Annotated in this window: 19 protein-coding genes and 2 tRNA genes; 12 read left to right on the top strand and 9 right to left on the bottom strand. The window is 70.8% G+C overall.

Annotated features, from left to right (window positions below):
* Positions 1-36: 36 nt before the first annotated feature.
* The 6 genes from tolB (at position 37) to ACO07H_RS18925 (ending at position 3843) form a co-directional block, all read left to right on the top strand.
* Complete coding sequence (tolB, locus tag ACO07H_RS18950) at positions 37-1335, top strand: Tol-Pal system beta propeller repeat protein TolB (RefSeq protein WP_422016984.1); 1299 nt, start codon at positions 37-39, stop codon at positions 1333-1335.
* Positions 1336-1436: 101 nt separating this feature from the next.
* Complete coding sequence (gene pal / locus ACO07H_RS18945; protein WP_422016982.1) at positions 1437-1976, top strand: peptidoglycan-associated lipoprotein Pal; 540 nt, start codon at positions 1437-1439, stop codon at positions 1974-1976.
* Complete coding sequence (ybgF, locus tag ACO07H_RS18940; protein WP_422016980.1) at positions 1976-2755, top strand: tol-pal system protein YbgF; 780 nt, start codon at positions 1976-1978, stop codon at positions 2753-2755. Before pal ends, ybgF begins: the two co-directional genes overlap by 1 nt.
* On the top strand, positions 2755-3549 hold the full coding sequence (locus ACO07H_RS18935) for a tRNA threonylcarbamoyladenosine dehydratase (protein ID WP_422016978.1): 795 nt from the start codon (positions 2755-2757) through the stop codon (positions 3547-3549). The genes ybgF and ACO07H_RS18935 overlap by 1 nt, the downstream gene beginning before the upstream one ends.
* A gap of 70 nt (positions 3550-3619) precedes the next feature.
* A tRNA-Lys gene (locus ACO07H_RS18930) sits at positions 3620-3695 on the top strand.
* Between the two features lie 72 nt (positions 3696-3767).
* Positions 3768-3843 (top strand) — tRNA-Lys (locus ACO07H_RS18925).
* A gap of 127 nt (positions 3844-3970) precedes the next feature.
* Here the strand turns inward: ACO07H_RS18925 and ACO07H_RS18920 are convergent.
* The 3 genes from ACO07H_RS18920 to ACO07H_RS18910 all read right to left on the bottom strand — a co-directional run bounded on the left by ACO07H_RS18920 (position 3971) and on the right by ACO07H_RS18910 (position 7509).
* Positions 3971-4504 carry a Dps family protein gene (locus tag ACO07H_RS18920; RefSeq protein WP_422016976.1) on the bottom strand — a complete coding sequence of 178 codons (534 nt, stop codon included), beginning with the start codon at positions 4502-4504 and terminating at the stop codon, positions 3971-3973.
* 131 nt (positions 4505-4635) lie between these two features.
* A complete protein-coding gene (locus ACO07H_RS18915; protein ID WP_422016974.1) occupies positions 4636-7131 on the bottom strand; it encodes an ATP-binding protein in 2496 nt (831 codons plus the stop codon).
* A 15-nt stretch (positions 7132-7146) separates the two neighbouring features.
* A complete protein-coding gene (locus ACO07H_RS18910; RefSeq protein ID WP_422016972.1) occupies positions 7147-7509 on the bottom strand; it encodes a hypothetical protein in 363 nt (120 codons plus the stop codon).
* A 151-nt stretch (positions 7510-7660) separates the two neighbouring features.
* Here ACO07H_RS18910 and ACO07H_RS18905 point away from each other — a divergent pair, with 151 nt between their 5' ends.
* The 3 genes from ACO07H_RS18905 to ACO07H_RS18895 all read left to right on the top strand — a co-directional run bounded on the left by ACO07H_RS18905 (position 7661) and on the right by ACO07H_RS18895 (position 10960).
* Entirely contained in the window at positions 7661-8398 is a 738-nt protein-coding gene (locus ACO07H_RS18905; RefSeq protein ID WP_422016970.1) for a response regulator, read from the top strand.
* A 494-nt stretch (positions 8399-8892) separates the two neighbouring features.
* A complete protein-coding gene (locus tag ACO07H_RS18900) occupies positions 8893-9729 on the top strand; it encodes an alpha/beta fold hydrolase (protein WP_422016968.1) in 837 nt (278 codons plus the stop codon).
* Positions 9730-9820: 91 nt separating this feature from the next.
* Positions 9821-10960 (top strand): FAD binding domain-containing protein, encoded by a 1140-nt coding sequence (locus tag ACO07H_RS18895; RefSeq protein WP_422016966.1) that lies wholly within the window; start codon positions 9821-9823, stop codon positions 10958-10960.
* Positions 10961-11002: 42 nt separating this feature from the next.
* Here ACO07H_RS18895 and ACO07H_RS18890 read toward each other — a convergent pair whose 3' ends face one another.
* The 3 genes from ACO07H_RS18890 to ACO07H_RS18880 form a co-directional block, all read right to left on the bottom strand.
* Entirely contained in the window at positions 11003-11209 is a 207-nt protein-coding gene (locus ACO07H_RS18890; RefSeq protein WP_422016964.1) for a hypothetical protein, read from the bottom strand.
* Positions 11210-11303: 94 nt separating this feature from the next.
* A complete protein-coding gene (locus tag ACO07H_RS18885) occupies positions 11304-12137 on the bottom strand; it encodes a substrate-binding periplasmic protein (RefSeq protein WP_422016962.1) in 834 nt (277 codons plus the stop codon).
* Positions 12134-13663, bottom strand: a complete 1530-nt coding sequence (locus ACO07H_RS18880; protein WP_422016960.1) for a glycine betaine ABC transporter substrate-binding protein — start codon at positions 13661-13663, stop codon at positions 12134-12136. Before ACO07H_RS18880 ends, ACO07H_RS18885 begins: the two co-directional genes overlap by 4 nt.
* A 124-nt stretch (positions 13664-13787) precedes the next feature.
* Between ACO07H_RS18880 and ACO07H_RS18875 the strand changes: the two genes are divergently transcribed.
* Positions 13788-13991 (top strand): hypothetical protein, encoded by a 204-nt coding sequence (locus ACO07H_RS18875; RefSeq protein WP_422016958.1) that lies wholly within the window; start codon positions 13788-13790, stop codon positions 13989-13991.
* Between the two features lie 100 nt (positions 13992-14091).
* Here ACO07H_RS18875 and ACO07H_RS18870 read toward each other — a convergent pair whose 3' ends face one another.
* The gene (locus ACO07H_RS18870; protein WP_422016956.1) at positions 14092-22611 is read right to left on the bottom strand and encodes a GH36-type glycosyl hydrolase domain-containing protein; all 8520 of its coding nucleotides are present in this window, start codon (positions 22609-22611) and stop codon (positions 14092-14094) included.
* Positions 22612-22851: 240 nt separating this feature from the next.
* Here ACO07H_RS18870 and ACO07H_RS18865 point away from each other — a divergent pair, with 240 nt between their 5' ends.
* A complete protein-coding gene (locus ACO07H_RS18865) occupies positions 22852-23274 on the top strand; it encodes a tripartite tricarboxylate transporter TctB family protein (protein WP_422016954.1) in 423 nt (140 codons plus the stop codon).
* Positions 23275-23284: 10 nt separating this feature from the next.
* Positions 23285-24790: a tripartite tricarboxylate transporter permease gene (locus tag ACO07H_RS18860; RefSeq protein ID WP_422016952.1), complete on the top strand. Its 1506-nt coding sequence runs from the start codon at positions 23285-23287 to the stop codon at positions 24788-24790.
* Between the two features lies 1 nt (position 24791).
* Here the strand turns inward: ACO07H_RS18860 and ACO07H_RS18855 are convergent, their stop codons facing one another.
* Positions 24792-25130 carry a thioredoxin domain-containing protein gene (locus ACO07H_RS18855; protein WP_422016950.1) on the bottom strand — a complete coding sequence of 113 codons (339 nt, stop codon included), beginning with the start codon at positions 25128-25130 and terminating at the stop codon, positions 24792-24794.
* A 33-nt stretch (positions 25131-25163) separates the two neighbouring features.
* Positions 25164-26135: a hypothetical protein gene (locus ACO07H_RS18850; protein ID WP_422016948.1), complete on the bottom strand. Its 972-nt coding sequence runs from the start codon at positions 26133-26135 to the stop codon at positions 25164-25166.
* Between the last annotated feature and the right edge of the window lie 24 nt (positions 26136-26159).

Raw genomic sequence — 26159 nt, 5'->3', positions numbered from 1 at the left:
GTTACAACTCGTGCGCCTGCGGCAAAATCGCCGGCCATGCTCGAATCCGTTTCCCGTCGCCGGGGCCTCACGGCCTTCGCCGCCCTGACTGCCGGCTCCCTGGCCGGTTCTTTTGCCGGCCCCGCGCTGGCGCAGTTGCGCATCGACATCGCTGGCGTCGGCGGCAGCCGCATCCCAGTGGCCATCGTCGATTTCCGCGACGAGACCCGGTCGCCGCAGCCCATCGCCGCCATCATCCGTGCCGACCTGGAACGCAGCGGGCTGTTCCGCAGCGTCGATGCGCCGCGTGGCCTGGACGAAACCGGCAGCCCCGCCTGGACCGATTGGCGCGCCCGTCAGGCGGATGCGCTGGCGGCAGGCTCCGTGACCCGCCTCGCGGATGGCCGGCTGGACATCCGCTTCAAGCTCTGGGATGTCGTCAAGGGCGCCGAGCTCATCGGCCAGGCGCAGGCCGTGCTGCCCGAAGACGCGCGCCTGACGGCGCACCGCATCGCCGACGTCATCTACGAAAAGCTCACCGGCGAGCGCGGTGTGTTCGCCACGCGCATGGCCTACGTCACCAAGGCGGGCCCGCGCTACAGCCTCGTCGTGGCCGACGCGGACGGCGAGGGCGCCAAGGTCGCGCTGACCAGCCCCGAGCCCATCATCTCGCCGGCCTGGGCGCCCAACGGCCGCGAGCTGGCCTACGTCACGTTCGAGAGCCGCAAGGCCACCGTGCGCGTGCAGGACGTGCTGACCGGCCAGCGCCGGGTGCTGGCCGACTTCAAGGGCACCAACAGTGCACCGGCCTGGTCGCCGGACGGCCAGCAACTCGCGCTCAGCCTGTCGCGCGACGGCGGCACCCAGCTGTTCGTCATCAACCGCGACGGTTCCGGCCTGCGCCGCCTGACGCAGAGTGGCGCCATCGACACCGAGGCCTGCTACTCGCCCGACGGCAAGCAGATCTACTTCGTCAGCGACCGCGGCGGCGGCCCGCAGGTCTACCGCATGCCGGCGTCCGGCGGCACGGCCGAACGCGTGACGTTCGGCGGCAGCTACAACATCAGCCCCGCCGTCAGCCCCGACGGCCGCACGCTGGCCTACATCACCCGCATGAACGGCGCCTTCCGCCTGAGCGTGATGGACCTCGCCACCGGTCAGGCCCAGCAGATCAGCGAAAGCAACGACGACGAGAGCCCGGCGTTCTCGCCCAACGGCAAGCTCATCGTCTACGCCACCCGCGCCGGCGGCAAGGAGGTGCTGATGACGACCACGCTCGACGGCAAGATCAAGACGCCGCTGCTGGTGACGCTGGTGCAGGTGCGCGAACCCACCTGGGGTCCGTTTACTCGCTAGTAACCAGATGTTTCATTTCATGTTGGACAATGGTTAACCCGCGGTTTGAACCGCGCGCCGCTTTACCCCGCCCCCTGTCTGTTGTTGTGGAGAACACTCGAATGAAGCTGACCCGCTATGCGCTCACCCTGATTGCCGCTGCCGCCCTGGCGGGTTGCGGTTCCACCGTCAAGCTGGACGATCCCGCGCCGGTCAAGGACATCTCGACGACGCCCGCGCCGGCACCGGCCCAGCCGCAAGGCAACGCTGCCCCCGTGCCGGATTCCAAGGTTGCCACCGTCGACCTGTTCTCGGAGCTGACCACGCAGGTCCAGGACAAGCGCGTCATCTACTTCGACTTCGACAGCGACGTCGTCAAGGAGGAGTACCGCGGCCTGATCGACCTGCATGCCAAGCGCCTGAACGCGAAGAAGCAGGCAGCGCTGAGCCTGGAAGGCAACACCGACGAGCGCGGCGGCCGCGAATACAACCTGGCCCTGGGCCAGCGCCGTGCCGAAGCCGTCGCCAAGTCGCTGACGCTGCTGGGCGTCGGCGCCAACCAGGTCGAAGCCGTCAGCTTCGGCAAGGAGCGCCCGGCCGTGCAGGGCAGTGGTGAAGAAGCCTGGGCCAAGAACCGCCGCGTCGAGCTCAAGGACAAGTGATGCGCCGTTTGCGTTTGACGCTCGCGGTCCTGGCCGTCGGAGCGGCGTTCGCGCAGCCCGCCCGTGCGGGCCTGTTCGAGGATGACGAAGCCCGCAAGGCCATCCTCGAACTGCGCGGCAAGGTGCAGGCCAACGAGGATGCGGCCAAGCAGCGGTCGGAGCAGCTCAACTCGCTGGTGCAGGATCAGCTCCAGCCGTTGCGCCGCAGCATGCTGGACCTGAACAGCCAGATCGACGCGCTGCGCACCGAGATCGCCAAGCTGCGCGGCGCCAACGAGCAACTGGCCCGCGACCTCGCCGACACGCAACGCAAGCTGGTCGACCAGACGCAGTCGGTCGATGCGCGGCTGAAGCCGCTGGAGCCGCAGAAGGTCAGCCTGGATGGCAAGGAGTTCCAGGTCGCGCCCGATGAACGCAGCCAGTACGAAGCCGCCATCGGCCTCGTGCGCCGTGGCGACTTCGCCGAGGCGGTGGCCGCGCTGAATGCCTTCCTGAAGCGCTACACGGCCAGTGGCTACACCGACTCGGTGCGCTTCTGGCTCGGCAACGCCCAGTACGGCAAGCGCGACTACAGGGACGCCATCGCCACCTTCAAGGCCTTCATCGCCGGCAACCCCGAGCATCCGCGCGCCGGTGAAGCCCTGCTCGCGCTGGCCAACTGCCAGATCGAGCTGAAGGACAACAAGTCGGCCCGCCGCAGCCTGGAAGACCTCATCAAGGCCTATCCCGGCACTGAAGCAGCCCAGGCCGGCAAAGAACGCCTCGCCAGCCTGAAGTGATGCAGGATCAGCTCGAAGCGGCGGATCTGGAGCGCCGCTTCGGCGGCCTGCGCCGCTTGCACGGCGATGCGGCCTACCAGCGCCTGCGCACGGCGCGATTTGCGGTCGTGGGCCTGGGCGGTGTCGGCTCCTGGGCCGTCGAAGCGCTGGCGCGCAGCGGTGTCGCGGCGCTGACGCTCATCGACCTGGACCAAGTCTCCGAATCCAATATCAACCGCCAGATCCAGGCCTTGGGCTCGACGGTCGGCATGGCCAAGGCGGAGGCGCTGCGGCTGCGCATCGCCGACATCCACCCTGGCTGCGCCGTGCACGTCATCGAGGAATTCGTCGAGCCCGACAACTGGCCGGCGCTCATTGGCAGCGCCGATTTCGATGGGCTCATCGACTGCTGCGACCAGGTCCGTGCCAAGGCCACGCTCGCCGCCTGGGCGCGCGAGCGGCAACTGCCCTTCGTCACCGTGGGCGCCGCTGGCGGCAAGCGCGAGCCGCACCGCGTGCAACTCGACGACCTCAGCGCCACCACGCACGACCCGCTGCTCGCATCGCTGCGCCAGCGCCTGCGCAAGCACCATGCGGCGCCGCGCACGGGCACGCTGGGCGTCGCCTGCGTCTACTCGCGCGAACCGGTGCACCTGCCTCAGCAAGGTGAGGGCGACGCCTGCGAAGTGGTTGGCAGTGGCGATGGCAGCCTGAACTGCCACGGCTACGGCTCCAGCGTCACCGTCACGGCGACCTTCGGCCTGTGCGCCGCGGCGGAATTGCAGCGGCTGCATCTGGCCGCCTCGACGCGGTGAGGCGGAAACTCAAGAAAGTTCTTGCCGAGTTCAAAAAAACCTGCCTATAATGGCAGGCTCTGCTTGACGCGGGATGTTAGCTCAGTCGGTAGAGCAGCGGACTTTTAATCCGTTGGTCGCAGGTTCGAATCCTGCACATCCCACCAGTTTTCTGGCGGTGATTCGAAAGAATCCACGCTACAATCACTGGCTCAGTTCGGGGCACCCAGGCTGAATCAGGGCTCTTAGCTCAGTTGGTAGAGCAGCGGACTCTTAATCCGTAGGTCGAGTGTTCGAGTCACTCAGGGCCCACCAAAATTAAGAACGGATCAAGCACTTGGCGAGCAATCGCCAAGTGCTTTTTTCTTGCCCGCTTCGCCGGTGACGGCGGTCTGGGCGATGGCGGGGCTGATCGACCGAGCTAGGCTGCACCGAGGCGCGCTCAGTGACCGCCGGAGTCGCCGGACCGGAACGACTCGAACAGGAACCACGTGCGGCGCTCCGTCTCGTCGAGCCAGTTCTCGATCAGGCTGGCCGTCGCGATGTCGAGGTGCTCGTCGCAGACGACGTGAGCGGCGCGCAGCCGGGTCGACAGCGACTGGTTGTCCTCGCACAGTTCAGCGAGCATGTCCGACGGCTCGACGAAGTCGGCGTCGTTGTCGAGGATGCGCTGCGTGCGCGCGATGTGGCCAATCGAGCGCAACGTGGTGCCGCCGACCTTGCGGATGCGCTCGGCGATCACGTCGGTCATCGCGAAGATCTGGTCCGACTGCTCGTCGAGCATCAGGTGGTAGTCGCGGAAGTGCGGGCCGCTCATGTGCCAGTGGAAGTTCTTGGTCTTCAGGTACAGCGCGAACACGTCGGCCAGGATGCCGTTCATCGCCGCGGCGATGTCCTGGGTGGCAGCGGCCTTCATGTCCGTCGGGGTACGGAGTGCGGCACCGAGGCGGGCTTTCAAATCATTCGTGGAGGTCATGGCATTGCGTCCTGAGTGGGGTTGAAGAGTTCGTATCGCGAAGTGAACTTTCTTCCCCCTCGGTTGCGCGCACATGTCGGCATGGTGCGCGCCGATGCGGATGAAGCGCCGGCGGTTTCAGCTGCAATGGATCACCGCGAAGGCGCGAGGATCGTCGCCAGCGTCGCGGCCAGTTCCTGCAGGCCGAGCGGCTTGTGCAACACCGCACGGACGCCGCGCGCCAAGACCCGCTCCTCGACGGCCGGGCCCAGGTTGCCACTCATCAAGAGGACCGGCAGCCCCGGGCGGCGCTGCAGCAGGCGATCGGCAAATTCGTCGCCTTGCATGCCGGGCAGGGCCAGGTCGGTGATCACGGCATCGAAGCGGCCCGGCTCGGCCTCGAAGGCCGCCAGCGCCGCCTCGCTGCTGTCGTACCCCACGGGCTCGTAGCCCAGGCTGGCCAGCAGTTCCTCGGCCAGTTCCAGCAGGGGGCGTTCATCGTCGACGATCATCACCGACTGGCCATTGCCCAGCGGCCAGTCCGCCGGGCCGGCGAGCGCCAGCGCAGCGACCTCACCACCGACGGGCAACCAGACCGTGACCACGGTGCCGTGGGGCTCGCGACCCCGCACGTCGATCCCGCCACCCAGGTCGGAGACGATGCCGTGGACGACGGACAGCCCGAGCCCGGTGCCCTCGCCCACCTTCTTCGTCGTGAAGAACGGATCGAACATCCGTGCCAGCACCTCGGGCGTGATGCCCGGGCCGGAGTCGCCGATTGCCAGGCGCAAGTGCGGCCCGGGCTGCAAGTGGCCATGGCGCAGCGGCCGGCCCTCGATCAGCTCAACCCGGTCCAGCGTGACCTCGACGGTGCCGGTGTCGCCGATGGCCTGCACGGCGTTCGTGCACAGGTTCATCGCCACCTGGTACAGCTGCGTCGCGTCACCGATCACGGCCGCCGTGCCCGCGTCCAGATGCACCTCGACGCTGACCGTTGAGGGCAGCGAGGGCAGCAGCATCGCCAGCACTTCGTCCATCACGCCCTGCAGGTTCACGGGGACACGTTCGGCGACGCTGTTGCGGCTGAAGTCCAGGATGCGCCTCACGAGCAGCCGCGCCCGCGCGCCGGACTGCATCACGCGGTCGATGTAGCGCCGGATCGGCGTGCCCTCGTCCGCGCGGTGCTGGGCCATTTCCCCGAAGCCGAGGATGGCGCCGAGGATGTTGTTGAAATCGTGCGCGATGCCGCCAGCCAGCGTGCCCAGCGCTTCGAGCTTCTGGGTCTGCTGAAGCCGGGCCTCGAGTTGCGCGCGCTCTTCCGCGGCACGGCGGCGTTCGCTCACGTCGATGGCCGAACTGAACACGCGCAACGGCACGCCGTCGGCATCCGCCAGCCGGCGCCCTCGGGCATGAATCCAGCGCCATTCGCCGCCAGGCGTGCGCACGCGGTACTCCATCTCGATGGATGGCGTCCGGCCTGCCAGATGGTCCTCGACGCTCGTGCGCACCTCGGCAACGTCATCCGGGTGCAGCGTCAGCCGCCGCATGAGTTCGTTAGCCGACGCCAGCCGGGCTGGCAGCTCGATGCCATGCAGCGTGCACCAGCGCTCCGACGGGTACACGGTGGAGTCCTTCAGGTTCCACTCCACGTGGCCCTCGTTGGCCGCCTCCATGACCATCGCGTAGCGCTCTTCGCTGGCGCGCAATGCCGCGTCGCCGCGCTCCAGGCGCCGCATCTGCCGCAGCAGGCCGGCAATCGTCAGCAGCACGAGCAAGGTGAGCACCACGGTCCGAATGACGGCGCTGTGCATCTCGTCGTACCAGGGGCGCAGCGCCTCGTCCTCGTCCCGGGTGACGGCCAGGATCAGCGGCTGGCTGCCCACGCCGACCGCGACGACCAGCTTCGTGCGGCCATCGATGGGGCTCTGGCTCCTGTCGACGAGTTGCCCGCCCTTCAAGGCGGCCAGTTCGGGGAATTTGAGGCTGCCTTCCAGTGCGGGGGCCGGCGGCTGCCGGGCCACCAACGTGCCGTCCTGCAAGGTCAGCACCAGCGAGCTCGCATCGCCCAGTTCGAGCGCGCTGTAGGCAGCCTGGATCTGATGCAACGTGACGATGGCGGTCACGACGCCATCGAACTCGCCGGACGGCCCGCTCAGGCGGCGAGACAGGACCAGCGCCGGTATCCGCTCCGTTCGCGTGACGATCGGTTCGTTGATGAACAGGCCCGACACCGCCCTCTCGCGCTGCCGTATGAAATAGGGGCGATCCGACACGTCGGCCAGCGGCTCGCCCGTGGCCCGGGATCGCGCGACCTGCCTGCCGCTGGCATCGACGATGCTCAGCACGCTCACCTGTCCGACGCCCACAGCGCGATTGGCCAGCGCGGCGGCGATGGCATCAGGCTCATGGCGCGCCCTCGGCCCCTCGTACCAGACCGCCGTGTCGCGCAGCAACACGTCGACGGCCTCCAGGCTGCGGGCTGCCTCCTGGCTGAGGGCCTTCGCCAGGTTGCCGAGTTCGCGTTCGTTCGCGAGCGTGATCTGCTGGTGCAGGCGCCAGCCGTCGTAGGCGGCAGATGCGATGAACACGAGGATCAGCACGCCACCGGCGGCGATGGTCCTCAGGCGCAGGGCGTCGCCACGCAGCATGTCGGCGGCGCCCGATCAGTGCGCGACGCCGATGGCGCTGACCACCGCCGAGACGAGCTCGGTGCGGGTACAGGGCTTGGTGACCAGCCCGCTGACGCCGAGCAACCGGGCCTGCGCCGAGTCGGCCGTGAGGGTTCGGCTCAGTTGCGTCGAGATCCCGATCAGCATCGCCCCGGGGAAGGTGGTCCTGACTTGTCGCACGGCTTCGGCCCCTTGGGTCGGAAGGTTGAGGAGGTCGATGATGACCAGGTCGATGTCCGGCTCGGTCACCGGCGGCCGGTCGCTGCGGCCACGCACGCCATAGCCCTCGGCCTCCAGCCACTCGCAGAACAGCGTCCGCATGGCGATATCTTGCTCGATCACGACGATTGTCAACATAGTCTGTCCAGGGAGGCGGGCGGCACGCGTTGCCGCTGCTTCCCATTGGCGCAGACCGCCATGCCGGCAAGATTTCCTGCCGCCACGCCAGATTTCATCTGCAATGGACTACAAACCGGTTCGTAGCAATGCCGGCATAGCCTCGCGTTCCATGGCAAACACCTCCGCACACCACATCCTCGTTGTCGACGATGACCCGGCCATGCGCGAGTTGATGGTCGAGTACCTGCAAGAGAACGACCTGCGCGTTTCGACCGCGGCATCGGGCGCCGAGATGATGCGCATCCTGCAGGACCAGGTGATCGACCTCGTCCTGCTGGACCTGCGCCTGAGCGGGGAGGATGGCATGCAGCTGGCGCGCGAGCTGCGTGCGACGAGCGAGATCCCGGTCATCATCGTGACCGGCAAGCGCGACGAGGCCGACCGCGTGATGGGGCTGGAGATCGCGGCCGACGACTACATGACCAAGCCCTTCAGCAACCGCGAGCTGCTGGCGCGCATCCGCGCGGTGTTGCGCCGCTACCAGGCCGCCCGCGACACCGCCGCGCCGTCCCGGGAGTCGAAGCGACGTGCCTATCGATTCGCAGGGTGGGAGTTGAACCTGCTCGCGCGCCGCCTGACCGCACCCGAGGGCCACCGCGTCGAGCTGAGCAATGGCGAGTTCAACCTGCTGCTCGCGTTGTGCGAGGCGCCGCAGCGCGCGCTGACGCGCGACCAGTTGCTCGAACTGTCGCGCCTGCACGGTGCGGAGGTCTACGACCGGTCCATCGACGTGCAGATCCTGAGGCTGCGCCGCAAGATCGAAGCCGACGCGTCGTCACCGGAGTTCATCCGCACGGAACGCGGCGTGGGCTACCTGTTCAACGCCCGTGTCGAAGTGCTGAACTGACGTCGGGGCTGGCCGCACCGCCTCAGATGTAGCCCGGGATCGGGCCGTTCTGCGATGTGGTGTTCTCGCCGAGGTCGAGCTGCAGCTGGTCGACGTAGCACCAGCCCCAGCCTTCGGGCGGGTCGTAGCCTTCGATGATCGGATGGCCCGTCGCGTGACCGCAGCGCCGGCCAAGCGCCGACGCACCCGGACACGACCCCTTCGCTGCACAACCCGCTGACCCTTCAGCTTCGCTTCGAAGTGGAGTTCTGAAGCGAGTCGCTGCGCATCGCGCGCCGGCGGGATGGCTTGGAAAGCCGTCCTCGGCACACCGTCATGCGGACCTGATGCGTGAAGGCGCAACGGATATGCCAACTGCGCTGGTGAGCGTTTCAGCTGAAACCCCCGCCGGGTGGCACGAAAGCGGGCGGTAACGCGGCCTGCCCAGCATCAAGGCTTCAAGACACGAGCCCCGCGCATCCCCCCCTTCACCCACCCGCAAAGGAGTTCAATCCATGAGCACGATCACCACCCCGGACGGCACCCGGATCTTCTACAAGGACTGGGGTCCGCGTGACGCCCAGCCCATCGTGTTTCATCACGGCTGGCCCCTGTCGTCGGACGACTGGGACGCGCAGATGCTGTTCTTCGTGCAGCACGGCTACCGCGTCGTCGCCCATGATCGCCGTGGGCACGGGCGATCGGCGCAGGTCTGCGAGGGCCACGACATGGACCACTATGCGGCGGATGCCGCAGCCGTCATGCAGCACCTGAACCTGCGCAACGCCGTTCACATCGGTCACTCCACTGGGGGCGGCGAAGTCGCGCGCTATGTCGCGCGCCACGGCCAGCCGCAAGGCCGGGTCGCCAAGGCGGTGCTGGTCAGCGCCGTGCCACCGCTGATGCTGAAGACGGCTGCCAATCCCGGCGGTACACCGATCGAGGTCTTCGACGGGTTCCGTGCAGCCCTTGCGGCCAACCGTGCCGAGTTCTTCGAGGCCGTGGCGGCCGGGCCGTTCTACGGCTTCAACCGCCCGGGCGCGAAGCGCTCCGAGCCGGTGGTCCGCAACTGGTGGCGCCAGGGGATGGCGGGCGGCGCCAAGGCGCACTACGACGGCATCAAGGCCTTCTCGGAGACCGACCAGACCGACGACCTCAAGTCGATCAGCGTCCCCACGCTGGTGCTGCACGGCGAGGACGATCAGGTCGTGCCCATCGACGACGCGGGGCGCCTGTCGGTCAAGCTGCTGCGCAACGGCCAGCTCAAGACCTACCCGGGCTACCCGCACGGCATGCTGACCGTGCATGCCGACGTGATCAACCAGGACCTGCTGGCCTTCGTCAGGAGCTGATGTCCGGCGCGCACGGCGGTCGCCATGCGCCGCCGCGAGTTCGCGCCACACGTGACTCTGCGCCTGCCTACCCTTCAACCTGGCCCGCGACATGGAAACACCACACACACCTCGCGCCGTCGTCGTGGGCGGCTCGCTTGCCGGCCTGTTCACGGCCAACGCCCTGAGGGCCACAGGCTGGCGCGTCGATGTTTTCGAGCGCTCCGCCCATCGACTGCAGGGCCGCGGGGGCGGCCTCGTGATCCAGCAGGACGTGGTGGATGCCATGCACTTCGCCGGCATCGACGCCGGCGAGCTGGGCATTCGCTCGGATGACCGCATCGTCCTCGATGCGCGCGGCCAGGTGGTTCACCGCGCCTACCTTCCGCAGACCCAGACCTCATGGGGCGTGCTCTACGCCCGATTGCACGAGGCGCTGCCCGCTGGCGTCACCCACGCCGGTGAGCGGCTGACGAGCTTCACGGATCGCCACACCGGAGTGACCTGTCAGTTCGAGAGCGGCCGCGTGGAGACGGCAGACCTGCTGATCGGGGCGGACGGTGCGCTGTCCAGCGTTCGCGCGCGCTTGTTCCCGGGCGTCGTGCCGCGCTATGCCGGTTACGTGGCCTGGCGCGGCCTGACACCCGAACTGGCACTGCCGACAGCGGCAGCGCAGCAGCTCGGCAACGCCTTTGTCTTCCAGGAAGGCGACGCGCATCAATTGCTCGCCTACCGCGTGCCTGGCGCCGACCACTCGATGTCGCCGGGAGAACGCCGATGGAACTGGGTGTGGTTCCGCAAGGTTCCCGCCGGCGAACCGTTGAGGCAACTGCTGGTGGACCGTGACGGCAACACCCAGGCCCAGGCGCTGGCGCCGGGCGCCGTCAAGCCCGGCGATGTCGACGCGCTGCGAAGCGACGCCAGTGCCATGCTGGCGCCGAGCCTGCGCGACCTGGTCCTGAACACGGCCGAGCCGTTCATCCAGGCCATCGTCGATCTCGCCACGCCGCGGATGGTTGCCGGCCGCACGGTACTCGTCGGCGACGCCGCATTCGTCCCGAGGCCGCACACCGCCGGCGGCGCCGCGCGTGCCGCCGCCAACGCCATGTCTCTGGCCCAGGCCTTGCGAGCGGGCACCGAGGACATCGCCCGGTGCCTGGCGGAGTGGGAGGCGGGGCAACTGCGCCTCGGACGCTCACTGGTGGCCAACGGCGTCGCGCTGGGCCAGCGGATCATGGGGCCGTCACCGTGAACACGCGTGCCGCCCAAGGCTTGAGGGCCGCGTTCGCGTCGCTCAATCGACGATGAACTCGTTCGTCCCGGCCTTGCGGCTGCCGTGGAAGACCTGGTGGCCGGCGCCGCGCTGCTGAGCGTCGGCCTGGGCTTGGTCGGCATGGGCGTGGAAGCTGACGAAGTCGCCCGGCAGGTCCTGCTTGACCCGCAGCACGAGCCAGCCCTGGACCCAGCCTGCGTTCGACGGGTGTGCTTGCGAGGTGTCCATGTGCGCTCCTGATTAAAAACTTCATTCTGCGCAGCCGCCCCGGCGGCGGTGTCGGAGAAGCGCGCGTTCGGCGACAGGCGGCGCGAACAGACCGCTACAGCGGCCGGATGCTGCCCGCCAGGCTGCCCGGCGGATGGCCCTCGTTGAACAGCTGCCAGATGCGGCCCGACTTCGCTGCCTGCACAAAGGCCTGGCGCAGCACGCGGCGGTCCTCGTCGCTGAGCGTGTGCCGGGACAGGTACAGCCCGCTTTCCGACCAGCCCAGCTCCTCCAGTGCATCGACCCGTGCCTGCTTCAACAGGGGCGCGAGCTCGGTGTCCGTCACCAGCGTGCCGACGAAGATGGAGGCCGACATGACCGTCGCCTGCGCCATCCCCAGGCGCAGCGCGCGCGCCACGCCGTGGGCGTCAGCCTCCTCGACGAGTCGCTTGCGCGCGCGCAGCGCCGCCACGGCGTTGTCGTAGGCCGCGCCGAAGGAAAAGCCGCGCACCACGGCGACCTTGTAGTCTGGCAGCGCGATCAGCTCGGCCAGCGATCGTGGCGGCGGCCTGTCGTGTGTCAGCGTGATCAGCGACGTGCGCACCTGGATCAGCGGCACGAACTCGCCATCGCCATCGCGCGAAGGCGACGCGGACGCCGGCATCAGCAGGTCGGCCCGGGCCGTCTCGAACAGCTTCTGCAGCCGGGCGCGCGGCACGCGGCGGATCTGGAAGTCGCAGCCGGTGCTGGCGGCCAGTTCGCGCAGCAGCGTCGGATAAAGACCGGTGGCGCGATCGCCGGCATCGAAGCCGACGCTCAGGCCGATGGGCGCCATCGGCACGTCGATGGGCCGCGAGCAGCCGGCTTGCGCGTGACCTGCGGCGGCCAGCAGGCATGCGGCCCACAGGTGTGTCCCCCGGCCCCCTGGCGTCCTGGCGGGCTTGCTCATCGTGAACGTGCCGGGCCCGTGTCGTGCCGGCGGGGGCTGGCAGCGCGTTCGAGGGCATCGAACACCAGTTGCACGACCACCGCCAGCGCCGCGGCGGGCAGGGCGCCGGCCAGCATCAGCGCGGTGTCGTTGACGGCCAGGCCCGCGACGATGCGCTCGCCCAGCCCCCCCGCGCCGACGAAGGCGGCCACCGTGGCGGTGCCCACGTTGGTGACGGCGGCGGTCTTCAGCCCCGCCATCAACGTGGGCAGCGCCAGCGGCAGCTCGATGGCGCGCAGCACCTGGCGGCGCGTGAAGCCCAGCGCCAGCGCGGCCTGCGGCAGGCCGGCCGGCACCGCTTGCAGGCCCGCATGCGTGTTGCGCACGATGGGCAGCAGCGCATAGACGAACAAGGCCAGCAGCGCCGGCGCGAAGCCGATGCGGCCCGTCGCGGCGATCAGGAAGGCCAGAAGTGCCAGCGACGGCAAGGTTTGCAGCAAACCGACGACGGCCATCACCGGCCCGGCCAGCCGCGGCCGCCGGTGCGCCGCGATGCCCAGCGGCACGGCCACCGCCACGGCCAGGGCCAGCGACGCCAGCACCAGCGCCAGGTGCTGCGCCAGCAGCCGGCCCAGGTCGGGCGCCCACAGACGGGCCATGAGGCCCTGCGGCGCGGCGGCGGGGGGCGGCGTGGCGCCCGCCTGCAGGAAGCCGCGCGCCACCGCCGCGAACGGTTGCCCGTCCAGCTCCGCCGCGGCGTTGAGGCGGATCATCTGCGCCTCGGGCAGGCGTCCGGCCAGGCGCCGCAGCGGCCGGTCGTCCACGGCGGTGCGCATCAGCAGCACCGCGTCGTAGCGCGGGAAGAAGCCGCGGTCATCGCGCAGCACGCGCACGGACTGCCGGGCCAGCTGCGCGTCGGTCGTGTAGACGTCGATCAGCGCCACCTGCCCGGCTGCCAGCGCCTGGTAGGCCAGGCCGTGGTCCAGCCCGTTGCCAGGCGCGAACGTCAGGCCGTAGTGGCGCTGCAGCGCCGGCCAGCCGTCCGCGCGGGCCTGGAACTCGTGCGACAGGCCGGCGCGCAGCCCGGCGGGGGCCTTGGCGGCCAGGTCGGACAGCGTGGCGATGCCCAGCCTCGCCGCGTCCGCCTCGCGCATGGCCAGCCCGTAGCTGTTGTTGAAGCCCAGCGGCACGGCCGCCTTCAGGCCCAGCGGCGCCAGCCAGGTGTTGATCTGCGCCAGCGGCGCCTGGGCGTCGGCGGGCGAGTCGCGCTTGAGCAGCTCCCTCACGATGGTGCCGGTGTACTCGGGATAGACGTCGATCTGGCCCTGCAGCAGCGCCGCGGCCAGGATGGACGTGTTGCCCAGGCCCTGGCGGTGCTCGGCGGCGATGCCCTGGCGGGTCAGCGTCTGCGTCACCAGCTCGCCGATCAGGTAGCTCTCGGTGAACCGCTTGGAGCCCACCTGCAGCGCGGGCACGGCGATTGCTGGGGCAGTACACCCCAGCAGCCACAGGGCGACAAGCCATCGCCAGAGCAAGGGGATCGTCATGGCCTCATGCTGCGTCGATCTGCGAGCCATGTCGGAGACGCCCTACAAGAGGCCCTGCCGGTGTCTGAATGCACCCCGGTCCGGGTTTGCCTAGAGTTGTACACATCATTTTCAGGAGGGCATCATGCCTCGCGCCAACGACCACCTGCTCCGCCAGCACCTCGACAGCCTCGGCGTTCATCTGCGCCAATGTCGCACGCTGTCCGATGGACGCCTGCGCATGCTGCTGTCGCTCGAAGCCATCGATTCCGCCTTCGGCCAGCGCCTGTTCACCACGGCCGTGATCGGCAGCGTCTTCATCGCGCTCTTCCTGGGTTTCACGAGCTGAGCTGATTTCCGTCACTGTGGCTCTCGACCAGCGGCCTTCGGGCCGCTTTTTTCATGGTGATGATGCTGCATCCGGGGCTGTCGCCCGCCCCGGATGAGTCTCAGAGGGCGTGTTCGGCCTGCGGCTGGCGCACCGGCGCGGCCTGGGGCAGGGGCACCCACAGGCGCAGGTCGCCCGGCCCATCGTCCAGCGTCAGCGTGGCGCCGGGCTGCAGTGGCTGGTAGCCCGCTGGAGCCGCCGCCGTTGCGGCCGTGCGCTGCAGCCACACCTCGACGCGCCGGCCCTGGTGCACCAGCATGAGGCGGGCTTCGGGCCAATGCGGCGGCAGGCAGGGCTGCACGCCCAGCACGCCGTCCGCCACCCGCACGCCGCACAGCGACTCCACGGCCGCACGCAGCAGCCAGCCGGCCGCGCCGGTGTACCAGCTCCAGCCGCCCCGCCCGGCGTGCGGCTGCCCGGCCTCCAGGTCGCCCGCCACGGCGAAGGGCTCCAGACCGTAGGTCGCGCCGTGGGCATCACGGTGCGCCGGGCTGATGGCCGTGAACGCCGCCCACGCGCGCTCGGCCTGGCCCAGCTGCGCGCTGGCCATCAGCGCCCAGGTCGCGCCGTGGTTGTACTGGCCGCCGTTCTCGCGCACGCCGCCGGGGTAGGCCTGGATGTAGCCGGCCGGCGGCTGGTGGTCCTTCAATGGCGGCCACAGCAGGCGCAGCAGGTGGGCGTCGCGGTCGTGCAGCTCGCGCCAGGCGCTGTCCAGCGCCTGGGCGGCGCGGTCCGGCCGGGTCACGCCCGTCATGACGGCCCAGGCCTGCACGATCAGGTCGATGCGGCACTCGGTGGCGCTGTGCGTGCCCAGCACGCTGCCGTCGTCGAACCAGCCGCGGCAATACCAGCGACCGTCCCAGGCCTCGCGGTCCAGTGACTCGGCGAGCTTCGCGCGCGCCTGCATCCAGTGTTCGGCACGTTCGCGCTCGCCGCGGGCGATGGCCAGCGGGTGCAGCGCGGCGATGACGGCGCACAGGAAGAAGCCCATCCATACCGACTCGCCGCGCCCTTCGGCGCCCACGCGGTTCATGCCGTCGTTCCAGTCGCCGGTGCCGAACAGCGGCAGGCCATGTGCACCCACGGGCAGGCTCACGTCGATGGCGCGCGCCGCATGCTCGTAGATCGAGGCCTGCTCGTCGCTGATGGCCGGCACTTCGTAGATGTCCTCGGCGCCCTCCGGCACCGGGCGGCCCTGCAGGAAGGGCAGCGTCTCGTCGGCCAGCGCGGTGTCGCCGGTGCGCTCGACATACAGCGCCAGCGCCAGCGCCAGCCACAGCCGGTCGTCGGCGAAATGCGTTCGCACGCCGGCCCCCGTGGGTTCGTGCCACCAATGCTGCACGTCGCCCGGCGGGAACTGCCGCGCCGCGTGGCGCCGGATCTGCGCGGCCAGCCGCTCGGGGGCGTGCTGCACCAGCGCCATCGCGTCCTGCAACTGGTCGCGGAAGCCGAACGCGCCGCCCGCCTGGTAGAAGCCGGCACGGCCCCAGATGCGGCAGCCCAGCACCTGCGCCGGCAGCCAGTGGTTGACCAGGGCGTCGAAGGACGCGTCGGGCGTGTCCACCTGCACCGGTGCGCTCAAGGAGCGCCACACCTGGCGCTGCGCGGCCAGGCGGTGCAGCGGGTCCACAGGCCAGGCGGCGCGGGCCTGCTCGCGCGCGGCGGCCAGGTTTGGCGCATGGCCCAGCAGCACGGTGCAGTGCCAGGCATGGCCCGGCTCCAGCCGCAGCGGCACGGCCAGCAGCGCAGCGGGGTCGGCGCCGGGGCCGGCCTGGCCGTCCAGTGCGTGCGGCATGACGAGGCGGCCTTCGTCGTCGAACAGCAGCCGGCGGTCGGCGCTGCCTTCCACGCCGGCCCACCAGGGGCGCGGCGTGTTCAGGTCGGGCGAGAAGCCGGCGTCGTCGGGCCAGGGCCACAGCGCCTGGTCGCCGGCCAGCGTGTCGATCTGCTCCGCCGTCACGTCGCCCGCGCGGGTGGGCCGCAGCGTCATCCAGGCCGTCTGGCCGCCAAAGCCGTTCAGGCCGTCGGCCTGCGTGGCCAGCGCCAGCAGCGGGCCTTCGCCCTCGGGCGGCTCCAGCCGCGTGACGACGCTGCGGCGCGCGCCGCTGTCCGCACCCAGCTGCCATTGCGCGCCCGCCAGCAGCCGCATCGGGCGCGGCGGGCGGCCGGGTGCGGCGTGCAGCTCCACCTGGCATTGCTTGACGGCGTGCACCGCGTCCACCGTCCAGCGCAGCCGCACGACCATGCCGGGCAGCGTGAACGCGAGGGCCGTGGCGCCGGGCATGTGGGCGATGCACTGCTGCAGGCTGGCGCGGCCCAGCAGCCAGGCGTGGCCGCTGGCCAGGCAGTGCAGCATCAGCCACTCGCCGGGCGAATCCAGCAGCGCATCGTTGGACCAGGGCGTGATCTGGTGCAGGCGGCTGTTGCCGGCCCAGCTCATGCCGGCGCCGCGCTCGGACACCTGGCAGCCGAAGTGCTCGTTGGCAATGACGTTGATCCACGGCCGCGGCGGCTGCGCGTCCTCGGCCAGCTCGAAGCGGCACGCGCCGCTGTCGGTGTCGAAGCGGTGCACCGGCGTGAGCGTGCCGGGCAGCGCGGCGACGCTGGACACCCGCGTCGCGCCCGCGCTGCGCCTGGCCTTGGCCGCCTGCTCGGGCGCGATGGCCAGGCGTTCCAGCTGCAGCGCCAGCGGCCGGCCGTCGGCGAACCAGCGCACGCGCGCCAGCAGGTTCAGCGCGAAGCGCGTGTCCGGTCCGACGGCGTCATCCGCCAGCAGATGCAGCCGGCAGCGGCCGTGCACCTGCTGCTCGGCCAGCGAGCGCAGTGCGCTGGACACCGGCGCGAGGTAGGAGGGTGTCTCGGCGTCCAGCACCACCACATCCACCGGCAGCGGGCTGCCCTGGGCCTGCAGCAGCGCGCACAGCTCGCGCACCATGACCACGCCGGTCGCGTCGGCCACGCGCAGCAGCACGATGGGTGCGTCGCCGGAGATGCCGTGGCGCCACAGGGCATCGCGTTCGAAGCTGGTCTCGGGCATTGCCGGCAGGCCGTCGCGCGGCGCCTGCGAGGTCAGCAGCGTCTGCAGCATCAGGCCCGCGCGCCAGGCGCCGGGCGCCAGGCCCGCGCCCTGCGTGCGCACCGAGGCCATGGTGTGCGCCAGCGTCAGCGCGCGTTCGCACAGCGCCGGCTGGCGCAGTTTGTCGAGCAGGTGGAACAGCGTCTGCGGCTCGCGGGCGGCCGCGGTGGCCAGCGTCAGCGTGACGCGGCCACCCGGCGGGATCTGCAGTGCCAGGTGCAGCAGCGAGATCGGGTCGTTGCCGGTGTCCAGCGCGCCGGCGTCATGGCTCAGCCCGGCGACTCGGCCGCCCAGCACGGCCTGCGACAGCGCATGGGCGATGACGCCGCCGGGCTGGCCGGGCGTGCCGCCGCGGGCCAGCCAGTGGGCGCGGTCGGCACCGGCCTGTACCTGGCTCACGCGCGCGCCGCCATCGACCTCCACACCCACCAGCGCATGCACCGCATGCAGCGACGCCTCGTTGGGGCTGCGGGGCAGGCGCTGCCAGTGCAGCGCGCGTTGCTCGGGGTCCCAGCGCGCCTGCAGGAACAGCTTGCCGAAGGCCGGGTGGGCCAGGTCCGCGCCCGCAGGGGCCAGCACCGGCTCGAAGCTGGACACCAGCGCCAGCGTGCGCGGCCGGCTGGCGGTGTTGCGCAGCGTGATGCGGCGCAGCTCCACGTCGTCCTCCACCGCGACCCAGACCTCGGTGTGCGCGTGCAGTTCCTCGCCCTCGGCGTTGAACTGGGCGCTCGCCGGGTGCAGGCGTGCGCTGTAGCGCCACTGCGGGCCGGGCGTGGGCTGCAGCGTCAGCGACCGCCAGGGGCTGGTCTCGGGGCTGCCGTTCCAGGGCCGGTCCAGGTCGCGCAGGTGCAGGTGGTGGCCCAGCAGGTCCTGCGCCAGGTCGTCGCGCCAGCGGCTCACCAGCACCTGCGCGCCGGGTTCGCCGAACACCAGCGTGCCGCCGCCGTGCTCGCGCACCATGGCGCACAGGCGCCCGTTGCCCAGCCAGGACGTGGCCGGCAGCGCGCGGCCGCGCAACTCGGGCACCACCAGCGAGATGCGGGCGCGGCGCGGCGCGCTGCGCGTCAGGCGCGGCGGCGGCTCGCGCAGCGGCGGCACCTCGTGCGGCGCGCGCTCGTGCAGCAGCCAGCGCACGGCGCACAGGCGCGGCTCGGCATCGGCCCAGCGCTGCGGCGCGCCGCCACACAGCACCTCCGTCAGCGCCACCAGCGACATGCCCTGGTGGTGGCTCATCGCGGTGGCGATGCGCTGGAAGCGCCGGGCGCGGCCTTCATGGCCCCCGTGCAGGTCGGCGCCGCCCGTGGCCTCGGGCTGGCGGCTGGGCGTGTAGTCCAGCGCCTCGATGAAGCCGCCCTCGTGGCGCGCGCCCAGCGCCTGCAGCGCGCGCAGGTTCGCCACCGCCGCGCCGGGCATCACCATCGTGGCCATCAGGCTGGCATAAGGCGCGATGACCAGCTCGTCGGGCGGCGTGTCGCGCAGCGCGAGGCTGGCCACGCCCTGCGGGCCGTACTGGTAGGCGAAGCTCTGGTCGCGCACGGCATAGGCGCTTTCGGACATGCCCCAGGGCAGGCCCAGCGCGCGGCCGGCGCGGATCTGCTCCATCACGGTGGCGCGCGCGGCTTCGGCCAGCGCGCTGCCGGTGGGCTCGTCCAGCACCAGCGACGGCATCAGCATCTCGAACATCGAGCCCGACCAGCTCTTCAATCCCGACACCTGGCCGCGCGAGAAGAACGGCCGGCCGAGGGCGCCCCAGTGGGCCGCCGGCACGTCGCCCTTGGCGATGGCCACGAGGCTGGCCAGCCGCGCCTCGGAGGCGAGCAGGTCGTAGTGGTTGACGTCCAGCCGCTCCTCGCCCGGCTCGACGCCCGGTGTCGCGACGGCGCCGATGTGCAGCAGCCGGCGCTGCGGGTCGTACAGCCACGCGAACTCGTGGGCCAGTGCCAGCGCGCGGGCCCGCGCCGCCACGTCTTGGAGGGCCGCGGCCACGTCGGGCGGCGGCGGCATGCCGTCGCCACCACGCGCGAAGCCCTCGCAGGCCGATGCCACCACCAGCAGGTGGGCGCAGAGGTTGCCGCTGTCCACGGTGGAGACGTAGTACGGCTCCAGCACCGCCAGGCGCTGGGTGTCGATCCAGTTGTAGAGGTGGCCGCGGTGCTTGGGCAGCTTGTCCAGCGTGTCCAGCGTGCGCGTGAGGCGCTCGGCCAGGCCGAGGTTGTGCAGCCAGCCGAATTCGCGTGCGCAGCAGGCCGACAGCATGTACAGGCCGATGTTGGTGGGCGAGGTGCGGTGCGCGACGACGACGTCGGGGTCGAACTGCACGTTGTCCGGGGGCAGGTCGTTGTCGTCCTTCGTGACCCAGCGCTCGAACCAGCGCCAGGTGTCGCGGGCGACGCCCAGCAGGTAGTGCCGCTCATCGTCGTTCAGCACCGCGCGTCGCGGGCTGGCGCGTGGCCGGCTGGCCAGGCCTATCCACAGCGGCGCCAGCGCCCACACGGCCAGCAGCGGCAGTGCCTCGTCCCAGGCCACGTGCACGTTCACCATGGCCAGCGTCGTCAGCACGAAGGCCAGCACGCCGCTGGCGATGGTCAGGCGCCGGTGCTGGCGCCACAGCGGCAGCCAGTCGGTGCGCGCTGCGGCCTCGGCGGCGTCGGCCGTGGTCCATTCCAGCAGGCCGAAGCGGGTCACGTGCTGGCGCCACAGCGCGCGCACGATGGCGTCCAAGGAGGTCCAGGTGGCCGCCGGCAGCATGGCCAGGTGCCACAGCGTGCCGGCCGCGGCGCGGGCCAGCTCCAGCGTGGCGTGGCGGTAAAAGCGTGCCAGCGAGATGCGCTCGCGCGCCGGTGCGCAGCCGGCCAGCGCGCCCATCATGGGCCCGGCACCGAACGCGCAGGCCACGGTGGCCAGCGCCCAGGCGGGCGTGAGCCCCACGCCCACCCACGAGGCGGCCAGCAGCAGCAGCGAGGCCGGCGCGACGAGCGAGCGGCGCAGGTTGTCCAGCATCTTCCAGACATGGATGGCGCGCAGGCCCCAGCGGCGCGGTCGTGCGATGAACGGCAGCAGCTGCCAGTCGCCGCGCGTCCAGCGGTGGATGCGCGATGCGGCCACGTCGGCGTGCATGGGCGCGGGCTCCACGAGCACCACGTCGCTGACGCCGGCGCAGCGCATCAGCGAGCCTTCCAGCAGGTCGTGGCTGAGCACCTGGCCCTCGGGCAGGCGGTGCGCGAGCACCTGCGCCGCGGCCTGCACGTCGATGAGGCCCTTGCCGGTGGCGCTGCCTTCGTCGAACAAGTCCTGGTAGACCTCGGAGCTGGCGGCGCTGTACGGGTCCAGCCCCGGCTGGCCGGCGAACAGGCTGTGGAACCAGGTGCCGTGCATCGTCGAGCTGCCGGCGGCGGTGGCCAGCGGCGTGGCGATGCGCGGCTGCAGCATGCCGTGGCCGCGCACCACGTTGACGGCGCCGCTGGCCGAGCGGCCCAGGCGCGGGCGGTTCAGCGGGTGGGCCGCGATGGCCACCATGGCGCGCAGCGATCCGGGCGGCAGTGCGGTGTCGGCGTCCAGCGTGACGATGTGGCGGATGCCGGGTGCAGGCGTGGACAGCTCGCCCAGGTCGATGAAATGGTCCGGCAGCGATTCGGCAGGATGGCCGGCCAGCCGCGTGGCCAGCGCCTCGGTCTTGCCGCGCTTGCGTTCCCAGCCGATCCAGCGCTGCTCGGTCTCGCTCCAGCGCCGCTCGCGGTGCAGCAGCAGGAACCGTGGCCGGCCGTCGCAGGCGGTGCCGTGGCGCTGGTTCAGCGTGTCGATGCCGGCGCGCGCCTGGGCGAGCAGGGCGTCGTCGTTCGGCTGGTGCTGCGCCTTGGCGTCGGCGTAGTCGCTGAGCAGCGCGAACTGCGCCTGCTCCTCCAGGTTGGCCAGATGGTGGCGCTCCAGCTGCGCCAGCAGCGTCGTGATGCCCTTGGCCTGCGTCAGCATGCAGGGGATGACGACGATGCTGCGCGCCTCGGCCGGGATGCCGTGCTGCCACACCAGCCGCGGCAGCCGCGCCGGCGCGGCACTCTCGCTGATGAGGCGGTTGGCCAGCGCCACGACGGCTTCGCTGGCCGGCAGCAGCGCGAGCAGCGCCGCCACGACGATCATCGGCCAGCCGCTGCCCGGCGGCAGGCCCAGCATCAGCACCAGCGCCATCGCCGCCGCGCACATCAGCACGAGGTTGGCGAGGTAGAGCGCGCCGCGGTGGCGGCGGAAGGACGCGGCCAGGCGTTCGCCGGCGGTGGGGTGCAGGCGCAGCTCGTCCATCAGCCGCCCACGGCCGCCGCCGGTCAGCCAGAACAGCGGCGCACGCTCCTCGGCGTCGTCCGCCCAGGCGGGGTCGTTGCACAGCAGGCGTAGCACGTGGGCGACCTCGGCCTCCGGCCGCCCGTGGCGCTGCGTGAGCGCCTCGATGGCGTGCATCGTCATGTCGCGCGTGGCTTCGTTCTCCTGCCGGTAGATGCCGATGCGGCCCAGCTCGCGCAGTGCCGGGTGCACGGCCTCGAACACGCCGGCCCAGTCGGCCGCGCCCAGCGTGCGCAGGCTGCTGATGGCGTTGCGGATGCTCTGGTGGTCGGCCGCGCTTTCGTTCTGTTCGGTGGCCTGGGCGGCCGCGGGGTCGGGGAGCTGGCCGTTCAGCCATTCGCGCGCGGCGGCCCAGGCCGAGTCCTCGGCGTCGCGCAGCTCGGGCTGGCCCATGGCGCGGTCGGTCAGCCGCTCGTGCAGGCGCAGTGCCAGCGCCTGGATGGCCGGGTCGCGCGGCCAGGCCGACTGCCACTGCGCGAGCTGCGCACGCACGGCGGGCGCGTCCAGCTGCGGCAGCGCTTCGAAGAGCTTTTGCGCGGCGCGGCGCGCGATGTGGCGCCACGCCGAGCGCTCCGCCAGCCGGCGCAGGTTCTCCACCAGCACCACGCGCAGCGTGGACGGCAGCGCCCACAGCTCGCGCAGCGTCAGCGGTTCCGCGTCGTTGTGGCCGGCCAGGAAGTGGCGCAGCAGCGCCATGTCCAGCGCGCTGTCGGCATGCGCGACCCAGGCCCAGGCCACGCCGTAGATGCGCGGCAGCCCCTGCAGCGGCTTGTCCGCCAGCCTCGGCAGGCGCTGGAAGTAGCTGTGCGGCAGGTCGTGCAGCACCTCGTCGAGCTGCTGGCGCACGATGCGCCCGTTGTCCAGCAGCCAGGCGTGCGCCGGGTCGATGTCGGCCTGCAGGCCCTCCTCGGACAGCACGTCCAGCGCGGCGTTCCAGACCTGCAGGTTGCTGCGCAAGCGGGGCGAAAACGGGCGCGGCTGGCGCTGCACGTCGTCCACGCGCTGTGCCGATGCCAGGCTGCGGCCATGGTCGGCAAACCGCTCCGCGCCGAACTGCACGGCCCGCACCGGCGGCTCGGCGGCCTCGGCACCGGTGGCGAGCTTCAAGAACGCCTGCGTCGCGCCCGTGGGCGTCAGGTCATGGGGGGGCTTGGAACGGGACAAGGCTGGCATGCCAGCACTGTCGGTGCCTACACCGCGCCGTCACAGCGGCACGGGGCGCGTGCGGCTGTCGGTGCAGTCCTACGCCTGCTCGGCGTGAACGGTTGTGAAGCAGTGTTGCAGTACATGTCCGGTCGCCCTCGCGTGCCCGCGTTTGGTGCAGATCAGCTTGCGCGAGTCTGTCGCTCCAGGAAAGCAGCCATCGCCGGCCGCATCGCCGTGCCTAGAGTCGGCCGCCGAGGAGACCAACCAATGAATGATCGCAATCTCGTGCGCGGCCTGTTCCTGGCCGTGCTCGCGCTGGGTTTCGGGCTGGGCGCGCTGCACTACAAGGTCGGCAGCTTCGCGCATGCGGGGCCGGGGCTGTTCCCGTTGATGGTGAGCTCGCTGCTGGGGGTGGTCGCGCTGATCACCCTCGTGCGCTCGCGCTTCGTGCCCAAGGTGCCGCTGGGGTTCGGCCTGAAGAACATCGGCCTGCTGATGCTGGCGCTGTGCGGCTTCGCGCTGATCAGCCAGCATTTCAAGATGCTGGCGGGCATCGTGTTCCTGGTGTTCGTCGCGTCGCTGGCGGGGGCCTCGTTCTCATGGCGCCGCAACGTGAAGATCGCGCTGGGCCTGATCGCCGTGGCCTTCGCGTTCCAGAAGCTGCTGGGCCTGAACCTGCCGCTGTACTGAGGACGCTGCCATGGAGATGCTGCACAACCTCGCCTTCGGCTTCGAGCACGCGCTGACGCTGCAGAACCTGATGTTCTGCGCCATCGGCTGTGTCGTCGGCACGCTGGTGGGCCTGCTGCCCGGCCTGGGCCCGCTGGCGACCATCAGCATGCTGCTGCCGCTGACCTACTCCATCCCCACCGGCGGCGCGCTCATCATGCTGGCGGGCATCTACTACGGCGCCCAGTACGGCGACAGCGTCAGCGCGATCACGATGAAGATCCCGCACGCCAGCTCCATCGTGGCCTGCATCGACGGCTACCAGATGACGCTCAACGGCAAGACGGGGCTGGCGCTGTTCACCGCGGGCATCTCCAGTTTCATCGGCGGCACGGTGGCCATCTTCGTGCTGGCGGGCCTCGCGCCCGCGCTGGGCGAGGTCTCGCTGCTGTTCGGCCCGGCGGACTACTGCTCGCTGATGATGCTGGGCTTCTTCTGTGTCAGCTTCATCACCACCGGCAGCCTGCTCAACGGTCTGGCGATGTGCCTGGTGGGCGTGCTGCTGGGCCAGATCGGCACCGACGTGAACAGCGGCCTGGAGCGCTACACCTTCGACCTGCCCTTCCTGGCCGAAGGCGTGGGCCTGGTCAGCGTGGCGCTGGGCTGCTTCGGCATCGCCGAGATCACCAAGAACCTCGACGCCAAGGAGCAGCGCACGCCCTTCAGCGGCAAGATCCACCTGATGCCGACGTGGCCCGAGTTCAAGCGCATCATCCCCAGCGCGCTGCGGGGCAGTGCGGTGGGCTCGTTCCTGGGCATCCTGCCGGGCGGCGGGCCGGTGATCGCGCAGTTCGCGGCCTATGCGCTGGACAAGAAGGTCAGCAAGTACCGGCACGAGATCGGCAGCGGCGCCATCGAAGGCGTGGCCGGCCAGGCGGCGGCCGACGAGGCCGCCGCGCGCACCAGCTTCATCCCGCTGATGAGCATCGGCATCCCGGAGAACCCGGTCATGGCCCTGATGATGGCGGCCTTCGTCATCAAGGGCATACAGCCGGGCCCCAACATGATCTCGCAACACGGCGACCTGTTCTGGGGGCTGGTGGCCAGCATGTGGGTGGGCAACGTGTTCCTGGTCGTGCTGAACGTGCCGCTGGTGCGCTACTGGCTGACGGTGTTCAAGATCCCGTACGCGGTGCTGTTCCCGTCCATCCTGTTCTTCTGCTGCGTCGGCACGTTCAGCGTCAACAGCAACCTGGACGACATCTACATCACGGCGGCCTTCGGGTTCCTGGGCTACGTGTTCATGCGGCTGGACCTGGACGCCGCGCCGTTGATGCTGGGCTTCATCCTCGGCCCGATGCTGGAGGAGTACTTCCGCCGCGCGATGCTGCTGAGCCGGGGCGACTTCTCCACCTTCGTCACGCGGCCGATCAGCGGCACGCTGCTGGGGCTCATCGCGGTGTTCGTCGTGTGGCAGCTGGTGTCGTTCTTCCGGGTGCAGAAGCGGCCGGCGGCGGCGATGGCGGCGGCGGGCTGAGTCAGCGCGGCGACCGCAGCCGGTCGGCCAGCGCCCGGTAGTCGTTGCCCACCTTCGCGGGCGTCGCATCGGCCAGGTGCGCGCGCAGCACGCGGCGCAGCGTCTGCGGCTGCGGCGTCAGCGGGCCGGCGAAGCGCACGTGGGTGTCATCGGCGATCAGCAGCGTCGGGAAGGTCTCGATGTCGAGGTCGCCGATGAGGTCGGCCTCGTCCTCGACGTCGATCCAGCGCACATGCAAGTCCGTCTGCGGCAGCTCGGCGCAGGCGGCTTCGAAGACTTGTTGGTAGGACTCGCAGGTGCGGCACCAGGCCGCGCAGAGGCAGGCGACGTGAACGGTCATAGGGGCGGCATGGTGCCACGCGCGCAAAAGCCCCTAGGCGTGTGCCGTGACGGCCCAGCGTTCGCGGTGGATGAAGCGCGGCGCGGTCTCGCCGTCGCGGTCGAAGAAGCGCAGGACGACCTGCGCCGCATCGATTTCGGCCACCGCGAAGTTCTCCACCTCCGCGCCGAAGATGGCGGCGTCGCGCGCCGCGGCGCCCGAGGCCGTGGCTTCGTGCAGCGGCCGGCCGTGCGCGCCGCCGTGCGAGGCGAAGTCGTTGCGCAGCAGGTCGCCGCTGAGCAGGAGCAGCCGGTGCCGCGCCGCCAGCGCACCGAGCGAGGCCCAGTCGCGCTGGTAGTGCCGCCAGTGCGCGCTGGTGGAGCCGCTGGCCACCAGGTGCACGGCGCCCGGTGCCGCGGTGTCGATGGCCGTGGCGAGCGCATCCAGCTGCCGAGGCCCGAGGAGGGCGCGCTCGGCCTGGGGCACCAGCCAGGTGTCGGTGCGGTGGCTGCGGCCATCGGTCAGATGCAGCCACAGGTCGTCGCGCAACGCGATGGCCTCGTGCAGCGGCACGTCGTCGGGCCTGGGCGGTGGCGTCACATCGCCCAGCCGGGCGGGAAAGCTGCCGACGTCGGCCAGCGCCTGCCGGAACGCGCGGAACAGCACGCGGCTGGGCTCGATCTTGTCGCGGTGCTCGGCGGCGCGCTCGATGGCGACGCCGGCGGCGTCGTGCCACAGGAAGTCATGGTCGTCCCAGAGCGCGAACACGCGCCGCCCGCCCTTGGCGGCCATGTGGCGCAGCAAGGCGTCGAACTCCGGCACCGCGAGCTGGGCGCGGTACAGGCCGTGGGCATGCTCGGCGAATTCGCCGGCGGACATGCCGCGCACGGCGACGTCGATGTCCAGGTGGATGGCGTTGCCCAGCAGCACGAGGTGGTCCGGGTCCTGCGCCTGGATGCGCTGCCACACGGGCTGGCTGTCGAAGCGCTGCACCAGCATGCACGACGTGAAGGCGAGCTTGGTCATCCTGGTCTCTCCGCGGCCCTGAAT

The organism is Roseateles sp., assembly GCF_965229315.1.
In the GTDB taxonomy this organism is placed as follows: Bacteria; Pseudomonadota; Gammaproteobacteria; order Burkholderiales; family Burkholderiaceae_C; genus Pelomonas.
The sequence above is the reverse complement of the archived record's forward strand: the minus strand, read 5'-3'. Positions and strand labels throughout refer to the sequence as shown.

Excerpts from the sequence above, each read along its gene's own strand:
- ACO07H_RS18885 (WP_422016962.1), bottom strand. The coding sequence starts at position 12,137 with ATGAGCAAGCCCGCCAGGACGCCAGGGGGCCGGGGGACACACCTGTGG.
- ACO07H_RS18910 (WP_422016972.1), bottom strand. The coding sequence starts at position 7,509 with ATGTTGACAATCGTCGTGATCGAGCAAGATATCGCCATGCGGACGCTG.
- ACO07H_RS18920 (WP_422016976.1), bottom strand. The coding sequence starts at position 4,504 with ATGACCTCCACGAATGATTTGAAAGCCCGCCTCGGTGCCGCACTCCGT.
- ACO07H_RS18850 (WP_422016948.1), bottom strand. The coding sequence starts at position 26,135 with ATGACCAAGCTCGCCTTCACGTCGTGCATGCTGGTGCAGCGCTTCGAC.
- ybgF (WP_422016980.1), top strand. The coding sequence starts at position 1,976 with ATGCGCCGTTTGCGTTTGACGCTCGCGGTCCTGGCCGTCGGAGCGGCG.
- ACO07H_RS18860 (WP_422016952.1), top strand. The coding sequence starts at position 23,285 with ATGGAGATGCTGCACAACCTCGCCTTCGGCTTCGAGCACGCGCTGACG.
- ACO07H_RS18880 (WP_422016960.1), bottom strand. The coding sequence starts at position 13,663 with ATGACGATCCCCTTGCTCTGGCGATGGCTTGTCGCCCTGTGGCTGCTG.
- ACO07H_RS18875 (WP_422016958.1), top strand. The coding sequence starts at position 13,788 with ATGCCTCGCGCCAACGACCACCTGCTCCGCCAGCACCTCGACAGCCTC.
- ACO07H_RS18895 (WP_422016966.1), top strand. The coding sequence starts at position 9,821 with ATGGAAACACCACACACACCTCGCGCCGTCGTCGTGGGCGGCTCGCTT.
- ACO07H_RS18935 (WP_422016978.1), top strand. The coding sequence starts at position 2,755 with ATGCAGGATCAGCTCGAAGCGGCGGATCTGGAGCGCCGCTTCGGCGGC.
- ACO07H_RS18915 (WP_422016974.1), bottom strand. The coding sequence starts at position 7,131 with ATGCTGCGTGGCGACGCCCTGCGCCTGAGGACCATCGCCGCCGGTGGC.
- ACO07H_RS18890 (WP_422016964.1), bottom strand. The coding sequence starts at position 11,209 with ATGGACACCTCGCAAGCACACCCGTCGAACGCAGGCTGGGTCCAGGGC.
- ACO07H_RS18865 (WP_422016954.1), top strand. The coding sequence starts at position 22,852 with ATGAATGATCGCAATCTCGTGCGCGGCCTGTTCCTGGCCGTGCTCGCG.
- ACO07H_RS18855 (WP_422016950.1), bottom strand. The coding sequence starts at position 25,130 with ATGACCGTTCACGTCGCCTGCCTCTGCGCGGCCTGGTGCCGCACCTGC.
- ACO07H_RS18900 (WP_422016968.1), top strand. The coding sequence starts at position 8,893 with ATGAGCACGATCACCACCCCGGACGGCACCCGGATCTTCTACAAGGAC.
- ACO07H_RS18870 (WP_422016956.1), bottom strand. The coding sequence starts at position 22,611 with ATGCCAGCCTTGTCCCGTTCCAAGCCCCCCCATGACCTGACGCCCACG.
- pal (WP_422016982.1), top strand. The coding sequence starts at position 1,437 with ATGAAGCTGACCCGCTATGCGCTCACCCTGATTGCCGCTGCCGCCCTG.
- tolB (WP_422016984.1), top strand. The coding sequence starts at position 37 with ATGCTCGAATCCGTTTCCCGTCGCCGGGGCCTCACGGCCTTCGCCGCC.
- ACO07H_RS18905 (WP_422016970.1), top strand. The coding sequence starts at position 7,661 with ATGGCAAACACCTCCGCACACCACATCCTCGTTGTCGACGATGACCCG.